The sequence below is a fragment of the Acinetobacter sp. YH12097 genome (assembly GCF_013419225.1).
GTDB classification, from domain to species: domain Bacteria; phylum Pseudomonadota; class Gammaproteobacteria; order Pseudomonadales; family Moraxellaceae; genus Acinetobacter; species Acinetobacter amyesii.
Map to the genome: position 1 here is coordinate 17,950 of NZ_VPAN01000038.1, position 11,532 is coordinate 29,481.

The 11,532-nt window shown below is 39.4% G+C and carries 13 protein-coding genes and 1 pseudogene; 6 read left to right on the forward strand and 8 right to left on the reverse strand.

From position 1 onward, the window contains the following. Positions 1–8: 8 nt before the first annotated feature. Both FTU37_RS13570 and FTU37_RS13575 read left to right on the forward strand, forming a co-directional pair. Positions 9–485: a CinA family protein gene (locus tag FTU37_RS13570; RefSeq protein WP_111883695.1), complete on the forward strand. Its 477-nt coding sequence runs from the start codon at positions 9–11 to the stop codon at positions 483–485. Positions 486–563: 78 nt separating this feature from the next. After that, positions 564–1,181: an aminotransferase gene (locus FTU37_RS13575; RefSeq protein ID WP_180064135.1), complete on the forward strand. Its 618-nt coding sequence runs from the start codon at positions 564–566 to the stop codon at positions 1,179–1,181. Positions 1,182–1,245: 64 nt separating this feature from the next. On the opposite strand, the gene prpC is transcribed toward FTU37_RS13575, so the two are convergent. Together prpC and prpB are read right to left on the reverse strand one after the other, a co-directional pair. Further along, a complete protein-coding gene (gene prpC, locus FTU37_RS13580; RefSeq protein ID WP_180007804.1) occupies positions 1,246–2,382 on the reverse strand; it encodes a 2-methylcitrate synthase in 1,137 nt (378 codons plus the stop codon). Between the two features lie 3 nt (positions 2,383–2,385). After that, on the reverse strand, positions 2,386–3,270 hold the full coding sequence (gene prpB, locus FTU37_RS13585; protein WP_180005561.1) for a methylisocitrate lyase: 885 nt from the start codon (positions 3,268–3,270) through the stop codon (positions 2,386–2,388). Positions 3,271–3,509: 239 nt separating this feature from the next. Between prpB and FTU37_RS13590 the strand changes: the two genes are divergently transcribed. The 3 genes from FTU37_RS13590 (at position 3,510) to FTU37_RS13600 (ending at position 5,764) form a co-directional block, all read left to right on the forward strand. Then, positions 3,510–4,163 carry a TetR/AcrR family transcriptional regulator gene (locus FTU37_RS13590; protein ID WP_180124494.1) on the forward strand — a complete coding sequence of 218 codons (654 nt, stop codon included), beginning with the start codon at positions 3,510–3,512 and terminating at the stop codon, positions 4,161–4,163. A gap of 112 nt (positions 4,164–4,275) precedes the next feature. Further along, entirely contained in the window at positions 4,276–5,196 is a 921-nt protein-coding gene (gene argF / locus FTU37_RS13595; protein ID WP_078193464.1) for an ornithine carbamoyltransferase, read from the forward strand. Positions 5,197–5,287: 91 nt separating this feature from the next. Continuing rightward, entirely contained in the window at positions 5,288–5,764 is a 477-nt protein-coding gene (locus FTU37_RS13600) for a hypothetical protein (RefSeq protein ID WP_180109203.1), read from the forward strand. Between the two features lie 50 nt (positions 5,765–5,814). Here FTU37_RS13600 and FTU37_RS13605 read toward each other — a convergent pair whose 3' ends face one another. From FTU37_RS13605 to argC, 5 genes are all read right to left on the reverse strand, one after another. Beyond that, positions 5,815–6,168: a YnfA family protein gene (locus FTU37_RS13605; protein WP_180124496.1), complete on the reverse strand. Its 354-nt coding sequence runs from the start codon at positions 6,166–6,168 to the stop codon at positions 5,815–5,817. A 76-nt stretch (positions 6,169–6,244) separates the two neighbouring features. Next, positions 6,245–8,521, reverse strand: coding sequence for an ATP-dependent Clp protease ATP-binding subunit ClpA (gene clpA, locus FTU37_RS13610; protein WP_078188640.1), 2,277 nt, complete (start codon positions 8,519–8,521; stop codon positions 6,245–6,247). Positions 8,522–8,533: 12 nt separating this feature from the next. After that, complete coding sequence (clpS, locus tag FTU37_RS13615; RefSeq protein ID WP_078188641.1) at positions 8,534–8,947, reverse strand: ATP-dependent Clp protease adapter ClpS; 414 nt, start codon at positions 8,945–8,947, stop codon at positions 8,534–8,536. 18 nt (positions 8,948–8,965) lie between these two features. Next, positions 8,966–9,715 (reverse strand): hypothetical protein, encoded by a 750-nt coding sequence (locus FTU37_RS13620; protein ID WP_078188642.1) that lies wholly within the window; start codon positions 9,713–9,715, stop codon positions 8,966–8,968. A gap of 79 nt (positions 9,716–9,794) precedes the next feature. Further along, on the reverse strand, positions 9,795–10,847 hold the full coding sequence (gene argC, locus FTU37_RS13625) for an N-acetyl-gamma-glutamyl-phosphate reductase (RefSeq protein ID WP_171525969.1): 1,053 nt from the start codon (positions 10,845–10,847) through the stop codon (positions 9,795–9,797). Positions 10,848–11,058: 211 nt separating this feature from the next. On the opposite strand from argC, the gene FTU37_RS13630 reads away from it, so the two are divergent. Next, a complete protein-coding gene (locus FTU37_RS13630; RefSeq protein WP_078188644.1) occupies positions 11,059–11,382 on the forward strand; it encodes a ribonuclease E inhibitor RraB in 324 nt (107 codons plus the stop codon). Positions 11,383–11,424: 42 nt separating this feature from the next. Here the strand turns inward: FTU37_RS13630 and FTU37_RS13635 are convergent. Beyond that, positions 11,425–11,532, reverse strand: a pseudogene (locus tag FTU37_RS13635) (IS5/IS1182 family transposase); the annotation flags it as partial.

Below are 11,532 nucleotides of genomic sequence, written 5' to 3' on the forward strand. Positions count from 1 at the left end.
GTAAGCACGTGCTTAAACAGTGTTGCGATGCTTTAGAACAAAAATCCATGACCATCGCGTTTATCGAGAGTGCAAGCTCTGGTTATTTATGTAGCCAATTTTCAATTTATAAGAATAGTGGTGCAGATATCTTGTTAGGTGGTCTTGTGAGCTATGATCCATCGATCAAACGTGAAATTTTAAAAGTAGATCCTCTACTGATAGAAAAATTTACGGCCGAATCCGCAGAAGTGACTCAAGCGATGGCTGAGCAAGGACAACAACTATTTTTACATGCGGACTTTGTGGTGGCCTGCACTGGATTACTCAAACCCGGTGGCAGTGCAACCGTAGAAAAACCCGAAGGAACATTTTATATTTCAATCTTACATGACAGTCGTATTTATAATTACCACTATTTTATTTTGGGTACGGCTTTAGAACGCTTAGATCAGTTAACTGAAAATGTTGCTCACAGTGTATTAGACATCTTAAATGCAGAATAAAACATACATAATCTTCATATTTAAATATCATTTTGCATCGCATACTGTATTGAGGAATTTACTTATCAGGACAAGAAAATGCAGCTACGTCATTTCAATGCATTCGCAATTAGCACCCTAATTTCCTGCTCTGCTTTCGCGACGGTAGGCGGCCCTCAAACCATTGAGGTTTTAGGTTTTGATAAAAAAGACCAAAAAATCTATTTAATGCGTCATTTTGAAGATGGTCGTGGTCGTTTACCACAATTATATTATTATCAATTAAATAGCCAAAAACCGACGCAATTAATTACAGTGAGATCTTTATATATTAATCCCAAGACAAAACGGATTGATTACGATCAAGACAGCACCCAGTTTGATAAAGAAATCGCGAAAATAAAAAAACGTTTAGTCAAATTAACACCAGTAAATAACAATAATGCTCGAATACAGTTATTAACAACCATGAATGGCACTGCTAAATCATGGTATGACCCCACTGAAACCATTGATAAATGGACCTATCAATATCGTGTTAAAAATTCGCAGTATAAAAGCGCTGTACAAAAGGCTGAGACCTATAAAGAAGGTTTAAAAATCTCTAAAACTTATCGTGTAGTGCAAAAGCCTTTTTATTTAGTAACTGTTAAATATCTAGGGATTCCATTTGAAACAGGATATAGCGTTGAAGATCCAGTTTTATTAACCAAATAGATTGTTAAATTAAATAACAAATAATAAAAAAGCCTCTTTTGAGGCTTTTTTATTACACTTAAAATTATGCTGCAGAACGCTCTGCAATTGGCACAACTTTACGTAATTCCGGACCTGTATAGTCCGCACTTGGGCGAATAATACGGTTGTCCGCACGCTGCTCCATTACATGTGCAGCCCAGCCTGTTACACGTGACATTACAAAAATTGGCGTAAACAATTTCGTTGCAATATCCATGAAGTGATAAGCAGATGCATGGAAGAAATCTGCATTACAGAACAGTTTCTTCTCACGCCACATCACTTCTTCACAGCGTACTGATACTGGATAAAGTACCGTATCGCCAACGTCTTTCGCTAGGCGTTCAGACCAGATTTTGATGATGCCGTTACGTGGGTCATTGTCTTTATAAATCGCATGACCAAAGCCCATGATCTTTTCTTTACGCTCAAGTTTGCCGAGCATTTCACGTTCAGCTTCTTCTGGAGACGTCCAGTTTTCAATCATTTCCATCGCAGCTTCATTTGCACCGCCATGTAATGGGCCACGAAGTGAACCAATCGCACCAGTAATACACGAATGCATATCTGAAAGCGTCGAAGCACATACACGTGCTGTGAAAGTAGATGCGTTAAACTCATGCTCTGCATACAAAATCAGTGATACGTTCATCACTTGCTCATGCAATTCATTTGGTTTTTCACCACGAAGTAAATGCAAGAATTGAGCGCCAATTGAATCATCATCGGTATTTTCTTCTACACGTACGCCGTCATGGCTAAAACGGTACCAGTAGCAGATGATCGCAGGCAGTGTTGCCAAAATACGGTCTGCAACATCTTGTTGTTGTTCAAACGATTGTTCAGTTTCAAGGTTGCCTAACATTGAAACGCCTGTACGCATCACATCCATTGGATGTGAGTCCGCAGGAATACGTTCTAATACTTCTTTCAACGCTTGTGGCAATTGACGCAATGATTTGAGTTTAGCTTTGTATGCTGCTAATTGTTCTGTTGTTGGCAATTCACCAAAGAAAATCAGGTACGCGACTTCTTCAAACTGACAGTTTTCTGCCAAGTCTTGAACGTCATAACCACGATAGGTTAAGCCCGCACCACTTTTGCCTACAGTTGACAATGCAGTTTTACCAGCTACTTGTCCGCGCAGTCCTGCGCCCGTGAGTACTTTTCCTTCAGCCATTTTTTATTTTCCTTCAGTGAACAATTTATCTAAGGTGTTTTCAAAAGTGTGATAATCGAGGAATTGATAGAGTTCTTTTCGTTGTTGCATTTTATCCAGTACATTGACTTGTGTACCGTCATTGCGGATCGCATGCATTACTTCGAGTGCCGCTTTTTGCATTGCACGTGTTGGTGATAATGGGTAAAGCACCATTGCAATACCCTGCTCGCCTAGTTCTTCTTTGGTGTAGTAAGGGGTATCACCAAACTCTGTAATGTTTGCCAGTACAGGGACACCAACAGCATCGCAGACAGTTTTGTACATGGTGATGTCTGTCATTGCTTCAGCAAAGATCGCATCTGCACCTGCTTCTACACAGGCACATGCACGGTCGATCACTGCTTGCAAACCTTCTTTTTGTAATGCATCTGTACGCGCCATCACCACAAAGTTTGAATCGGTTTTTGCATCAACAGCCGCTTTAATACGGTCAACCATTTCTTGTTGTGACACGATTTCTTTGTTCGGACGGTGACCACAACGCTTTTGTGCGACTTGGTCTTCAATATGAACCGCTGCTGCACCTGCTGCAATCATTTGCTTCACACTGCGGGCAATATTAAATGCACCGCCCCAACCTGTATCGATATCGACAAGTAATGGCGTATCTACACGTTCAGTAATACGACGAACATCTTCCAAAACATTGTCTAAACTGGTCATGCCTAAGTCAGGTAAACCATATGAATAGTTCGCAACACCTGCACCAGATAAATATATCGCTTTATAGCCGACTTCTTTCGCCATCATAGCTGCATAGGCATTTACGGTACCAATGATTTGTAACGGCTTTTCTACTTCTAATGCTTGTCTAAATCTTAAGCCTGCAGACGTTTGTTGTGTCATATTCCTTTCCACGGCATTTACTTTAATTTTCGAAGTTTGAGTATATCCATATTTTTTCCTAACTCTATGGCTTTGTAGAATATTAACTCTAAAACTTTAGTCAAATATTTCACTTGTCACCTATCTGTTGTTATTCTTTAGTCAAAGATCTCTAATTTATAAGCAAAGCAGAAAAGTACTGAATTTTTTGCTATAATTATCGTCAAATCAGCTCTTTTTTTGTTAAAAATTATCACTTTATGCAAGATTTAATACACATTGAACCTCTAACGCATGACCAGCCACAAACGCGGCGCGGACATGAACGATGTGTTGCGCTTTTAGAAAGTGCTACGGAGCTTTTTTTAAAACGTGGTTTTGATGCAGTTTCATTAGATGACATCGTGAATCATGCAGGTAGTTCAAAAGCGTCAATCTATAAATATTTTGGTAATAAAGACGGATTATTTAAGGCCATTTGTGACTATCGTCGCTGCTTATTTTTCAAAGATATTTGCCTACCATTTACGGTGAGCCCTGACACCGATATTCGTGCTTATCTCATCAATACTTTAAGTGACTTTCATCAGCATATCGTGATGCCTGAAAATGCGGCATTTATGCGGTTAGTCTTAGAACAAACAGGACGTAATCCTGAAATAGCACGTTATATTCATGAGCAAGGCCCAAAACAAATTCAGAACACCGTTGCAGAAATTTTAAATCAAGCGCATCAACACGGTTTGCTGTATTGTGAAAACCCGTTGTTTTCGGCTCAGTTTTATTTTGGAATTTTACGTAATTTAGAATGGCGCGTGCTCATGGGCATCACCATTGATGAAAATGATCAAGAAACCATCAATTACATCAGTTATTGCGTCGATCGTTTCCTAGACGGTCACCAAAAGCGCTAGATTTTTTGCAATTTACCTCTCTTATAGTATATTAATCGATTCCTTTTTCTCTAACCAACCAACAACTAATTGTTGTTTTGTTCTTTGATTCAGCAATTATTGTGGAGTAACAATGGCTCTACGTCACTTTCTAACTTTACGCGATTTATCGACTTTAGAACTTAACCAAATTGTACAGCGCGGTATCGAACTCAAGCGCAAACAGCATAACAATGAAGTTTTCCAACCTTTCGTTGGTAAAGTCATGGGCATGATTTTTGAGAAATCGAGCACCCGTACACGTGTATCGTTTGAAGCAGGAATGAGCCAATTTGGTGGTAGCGCAATTTTCCTTTCATCTCGCGACTCTCAATTAGGTCGTGGCGAGCCAGTTGAAGATTCTGCACGTGTGATTTCAAGCATGCTTGATATTGTGATGATTCGTACTTTTGGTCATGACATTGTTGAACGTTTTGCTTCTTATTCAAAAGTTCCTGTCATCAATGCATTAACAGATGATCACCACCCTTGCCAATTACTTGCCGATGTTCAAACATTCGTTGAACACCGTGGCTCTATTGAAGGTAAAACGGTTGCTTGGATTGGTGATGGCAACAATATGTGTAACTCATATATTGAAGCAGCTCATATGTGGGGCTTTAAATTAAAAATCGCCGCACCTAAGGGCTATGAACCTAAAGCAGAATTTTTATCTGAATTTGCACACTGTGTTGAACTTGTTGATTCTGCAGAAGATGCTGCAGTTAATGCAGATTTAATCGTGACAGATGTTTGGGCAAGTATGGGCCAAGAAGAAGAACAAAAAATTCGTGAAAAAGCGTTTGCAGATTATCAAGTGAATGAACGCCTGATGGATCTTGCTCACGCTGACTGCCTATTTATGCACTGCTTGCCTGCGCATCGTGGCGAAGAAATTTCTGAAAATATGCTTGACCACAAAAATGCCGTGGTTTGGGATGAAGCTGAAAATCGTTTACATGCACAAAAAGCACTTGTTGAATTTTTAATTAACGAAAATCTTAAAAAAGACTAAGGTTTTACTTAGATAAATGAAGCACCTTCGGGTGCTTTTTTTGTTTTTGCATGCTTTAATAAAACCATAACTTTTATAAGTGATTTAAAATATGCACATTCAAAAACGCTTTTTAATTTTAGTCTCTTTGGGCCTAAGCACCGTTACATTTGCAGCATCTCCAACTGAGTTAGATCAATACCTCGTAAAAAAAGGAATTTTGGATGCTTCATATCAAATTAAAAATAAGACAGCATTAGATGAAATACTTTCTGCCATAAGTGACGAAGACTCTCGTACTCTTCCTTATCAAGTTGACCAAAATATGTTGATGGAAAAAATGGAAGTTTCAGCAGATAAAATAGAGATCGAAGGAATTATCACCACACCTGACTTTACACAATTTGCAGAATCGGTGGGTCAACAGCAAGTCAAACAACTGATCAAAAAGAATTCTCTACAAAATTGTGAATTGTTATTTGAGCATCAATTTCAACGTGTAAATCCATATATATTAGAAATGGATTTATCTTCACCTCAACAGAAATACGAAATAAAAATCCACAATGCTGAATGTAAATTTAAATAAACATCTGATTTCTTATAGCTCTTGGTTTAACTTCTGCAATGTTTTTTAACTTAACGAATTAAACCTTGAGGCTGTAATGCAATCACAGCTGCACCCACTAATACAATGATGCCACCTAGCATATCCCATCGCGTTAGAGTTACGTGATCTACAAAACGCAACCACAGTAACGCAGAAAAAATGTAGATTCCGCCATAGGCTGCATAGATACGACCCGAAGCTGCTGGATGTAACGTCAATAACCAAACAAATGCAGCCAATGCAAGCGCTGTTGGAATCCATAACCACTGCGATTTTTGCTGATTTAAAATCAAATATGGGAAGTAACAGCCTAAAATTTCCATCAATGCTGTTAGTGCAAATAAACCAAATGTGGTCAGCACTTTTGTAAATGCTATGTCCATCATAGAAAAATCCAAATCTAGCGTAGAAGAAATATAAAAAACCCGTGCAAGCACGGGTTTTCGTTAAATAAATTACTTATGCAGGTTCAGCGGTTTGGTCTTCAAACACTTCGAGTTTTAAGCCCACAGCTTTACCATTTTCTTTCTTCACTGAAACAGCAACATTGCCGCCATGTTCCGCAAGCTCACCAAACAGAATCATTTCAGCAAGTGGTTTTTTCAAATGCTCTTGGATTAAACGCTGCATTGGACGAGCGCCCATCAAGCGATCGTATCCTTGCTCTGCCATCCATTCGCGTGCATCTTGATCCACTTCAAGAACCACTTTCTTATCATCTAACTGTGCCTGAAGCTCTGTTAAGAACTTATCAACCACACTTTCAATGACCGTTGTTGGCAATGCTTTAAATTGAATGACACCATCTAAACGGTTACGGAACTCCGGAGAGAAGGCTTTTTTCATCGCGTCTTGGTTATCATTACTGTTGTCTTGGTCCATGAAACCAATGCTCACACGTGAAATTGATTCTGCACCAATATTGGTAGTCAGTACTAACACGACGTTACGGAAGTCAGACTTACGACCGTTATTATCCGTTAATGAACCATGATCCATAATTTGCAGTAACAAATTAAAAACATCCGGATGTGCTTTCTCAATTTCGTCTAGTAAAAGTACGCAATGCGGATTTTTATGAATCGCGTCAGTCAGCAAACCACCTTGATCAAAACCGACATAACCCGGAGGCGCACCAATCAAACGAGATACTGCATGACGCTCCATGTATTCCGACATATCAAAACGTACAAGCTCGACGCCTAATAATTTCGCCAATTGCTTAGTGACTTCAGTTTTACCCACACCTGTAGGACCCGCAAAGACAAAATTACCCACTGGCTTATCTGGTGCTTTAAGACCTGCACGAGATAATTTAATCGCAGATGCAAGCGCTTCAATCGCTTCATCCTGACCGAACACCACACGTTTCAGATCACGCTCTAGATTTTCAAGAACGCTCTTGTCATCTTTAGAGACTGTTTTCGGTGGAATACGTGCAATTTTCGATACGATATCTTCAATGTTTTCAACTGAAATGACCGTATCATCTTGCTCAGCTTTTAAACGACGCTGCGCACCAGCTTCATCAATCACATCAATGGCTTTATCAGGCAAGAAACGATCATTGATAAATTTCGCTGAAAGCTCAACCGCAGAAACCAATGCTTGATCTTCGTATTTCACATGATGGAATTCTTCAAATTTGCCTTTTAAGCCACGCAGAATATCAATCGTTTCTGAAATAGATGGTTCATTGACATCAATTTTTTGGAAACGACGAGATAATGCATGATCTTTTTCAAAAACTTGACGGTATTCTTGGAAAGTCGTTGAACCGATACAACGTAAAGTACCATTCGCCAAAGCTGGTTTGATGAGGTTCGATGCATCCATCGTGCTGCCCATACTTGAACCTGCGCCGATGATCATGTGAATTTCATCAATAAATAAAATAGCTTCGGGCTTTTTCTTCAAGGCATTTAGCAGTTGTTTTAAACGCTTTTCAAAATCACCACGGTATTTAGTTCCAGCGACTAAAGCACCAATGTCTAAGCTAAACACTTCTGCATTTTCAAGCGGTTTAGGTGCTTTACCATTTACAATGAGCCAAGCCAATCCTTCAGCAATCGAAGTTTTACCTACACCCGGATCACCCACCAAAAGTGGGTTGTTTTTACGGCGACGGCATAGAATTTGAGCTGTACGTTCAATCTCTTTTTCACGACCAATCAGTGGATCTGTTTTGCCTTTTTGAGCTTCAACATTGAGATTGGTCGTATAAAGCTCTAATGGGCCAGAATTTGAAGACGTAGTGCTTTCACCATCGAGCTCTTCGATTTCTTCTTCGGCTTGGACTTCATCTTTACGTGTGCCATGAGACAAATACTGCGTTAATGTCAAACGGTTGATTTGATGGCGTTTAAGTAAATACACCGCAAATGAATCACGCTCTGAATACATCGCAACTAAAATGTCTGCACCTTCTACAGTGCGGTCATTTCCACTCGATTGCACATGGAAAATTGCACGCTGCAAAATACGATCAAAACTTTCTGTAGGATGTGGTGCTTGATCGCTATTTTCGCCAAGCTTAGGGGTATGTTGTTCTACGTATTCTTCAAGTTCTTTGCGAAGCACAATAATGTCTGCGCCACATGCTTTCAATGCATTAACTGCGGAATCATTATCCAGTAAAGCCAATAATAAATGTTCTACCGTCAAAAATTCATGTCTCTTTTGACGAGCCATGCTGACAGCCAAACGTAGTGATACTTCTAATTGACGACTGAGCATGTAATCCCCTTATTAATCTTTTGGCTCAATCTGACAAAGTAATGGATGACTTTGCGACCGAGCGTAATTATTGACCTGATTTGCTTTAGTCTCTGCGATGTCTCGCGGATAAACCCCTGCAACACCCTTTCCTTCATAATGTACAGTTAGCATTACTTGAGTGGCTTGGTCAAGATTCAAAGCAAAGTATTGTTGTAAAATTTCAATTACAAAGTCCATTGGGGTGTAATCATCGTTCATTAAAACGACAGCATACATAGGAGGACGCTTTAACTCAGGTGGCGCAGTCAATACTTGAATGTCTGAATCACCATCATCCTGCGTACCTTGGCTGAGAGTCGGGTTTAGATGCCAGTCCACTAAACCAGATTGGTAAAATGAATTTTTAATGTCAGATAAACACGTTTGACGCTTATTGGTTCGCATAGGATTTAGGTTTCACACTTAGTTTGCACTTGCTTCAGTTTGAGGAATTTCTGAAAGGAAGGCAGATTGATTTTCAACAGGCTGACCTTTCGACCAGCTAAAACGGCGAATAACGGGTTTAGAACCGGTTAAACGCACTTCAATAAAGTCTGGACTAAAGCCTTTTGGCATGGTCCAACGTCCAGTGAGTCGCTCACTTTCGCTAAAGTTAAAGTTTTTGTCTTCTAAAGGCACTGCAAGTACTTCTGTACCCTTAATTAGACGCAGCTCAACACTTCCAGATACATTACTTTTTGACGGGCTAACTTGAACGAGATCAAGTTGGTATTCATACGCATTTTCAGGTAACGGTTTAATCGCTAAATGTTGTACCGCAAGAGGCATACCACCACGTTGGCGTAATACTTCACGATACAAAACACCTAAATTACCGGTTAATTCTTGATCATCACGTGCTTTTTTAACTGCCAAATATAAATCATTTGAATTACTTACAGCGACATCACGCTCTTGGATTGCCGCATTCAAACTTTTATTTAGGCCTGCTAATTCAGTTTTTTGCTTTTGCACCACATCAACCAGTTGTTCTGCATCTGCATCATAACCGACCACTGTTAAGCCCTGACGATGACCGATACTATATCCGAGCAAACCGCTGCTCAATGCAAGTACAACTGCACCAATCGCCAGTGGCATATTCGTCTTCATAAAAGGCGTTTTTTCACTGTTTTCAGGTTCTGACTTGAAATTAGATTCTGTATTCGACATCGTCATCTCTTATTTTTAGTTCACTCAAGGCACACATTTAAATCCAGTTTTAAATGTGTGTGAAGTTTTAAATCGTTTCTTATGGTAATAAACCAATGCCTTGAAGTCCTGCATTTTCAGCAAAACTAAACATCAAGTTCATATTTTGTACGGCTTGACCTGCTGCACCTTTCACCAAGTTGTCTTGAGCCACCAAAATCACTAATTTTTTCGGCTGAGGTTTGCAAATCGCAATACGTAATTGGTTCGCACCACGCACAGTACGTGTTTCAGGTGAGCTTCCTGCAGGCATAACATCTACAAACTGCTCATTGGCATAGAACTGTTCATATATGCTTTGTAAATCCGCAGAAGCACCTGCGTCAGTCAAATCAATGTAGATTGTGCTGAGCATGCCACGAATCATAGGTACTAAATGCGGTACGAATAAAATTTCGTTAAACACACCTTTTTGACCTGAAATATTTTCTAAGGCTTCTACAATTTCAGGATGATGACGGTGACCCGCTACACCATAAGCTTTAAAGTTATCTGCATTTTCAGAATAGATCATACCTAGGCTGGCTTTACGACCTGCACCAGACACACCTGATTTTGCATCAATAATAATGCTTTCAGGTTTCACTAATCCTTCAGCTTTTAATACTGGCGCTAAACCAAGCTGAACAGTTGTTGGGTAACAACCTGGGTTACCAATCACTGAAGCCTTTTGAATTTTTTCACGATTTAATTCTGATAAACCATAAACTGACTCTTTTAATAGCTTTGGACATGCATGGTCTAGGCCATACCATTTCTCAAATTGAGCTAAGTCTTGCAAGCGGAAGTCAGCAGCAAGGTCAATCACTTTAGTATTTGCAGCAACCAATTCTTCAGCGTGTTTCATTGCAACACCGTGCGGCGTCGCAAAGAATACAACGTCACATTGTTTTAGTTCTTCAATATTTAGATCTGAATAGCAAAGGTCTGTATGTCCACGCAAGCTTGGGAACATATCATCCACACGACGGCCATTTTCAGTACGCGAAGTTAAAACTTTTACTTCTGCATTGGGGTGTCGCAGTAAAATACGCAGTAATTCAACACCTGTGTAACCTGTACCGCCGACAATACCTACTGAAATCACGCTCATTACCTCTATTCAAAGTATCCATTTGATGACTGCCTAGTATGACAGGAAGTTGAGGATTTCTGAACTGTTTTGCTTGGGTTTGACTGTTTTTTTAACATCTTAAAGCATCAGCACTTCTTTCTAAAATTATATGCCACTGGTCTTTAATCACTTGATTTCTTGCATTGATTTGCTATTTTTCATCACAAATAACAAAAAAGATCCCCCCTTTATGCAAAACGAAATTGATGAAGCCTCAACACTTAATACACTAAATAGAATGTCCAATGCGGGACTTGATTTAACTCAACCTCGTCTATTTGATTTTCAGCTTTGGTTGCCCAACCAAGGGGCGGCAATTCAAATCTCACAAGAAGTCTTTAATATGGGTTTTAAAGCGTCGATATATCAAGATGATGAAGATAGGAGTTGGACTTGCGAGTGTTCTAAAGTCATTATTCCATCTTTTGAAAATGTAATAGAAATTGAAAGAAAACTGCATTTTTTGGCGCAAAGTTATGACGGCTATAGTGATGGTTTTGGAACAATGGGCTAAGTTTGTTTATATTTTAAATAAATAATAGATTTCTTTCATAAGTCATTTTTCACTCAGCTCCAAGTTATAAATTCCAGCAATTAGATTGAATCTTAATGCTAGTCTTTTGCCTCGATTGCGATATCGCTCAGCAAGAATTTTGAAGGTTTT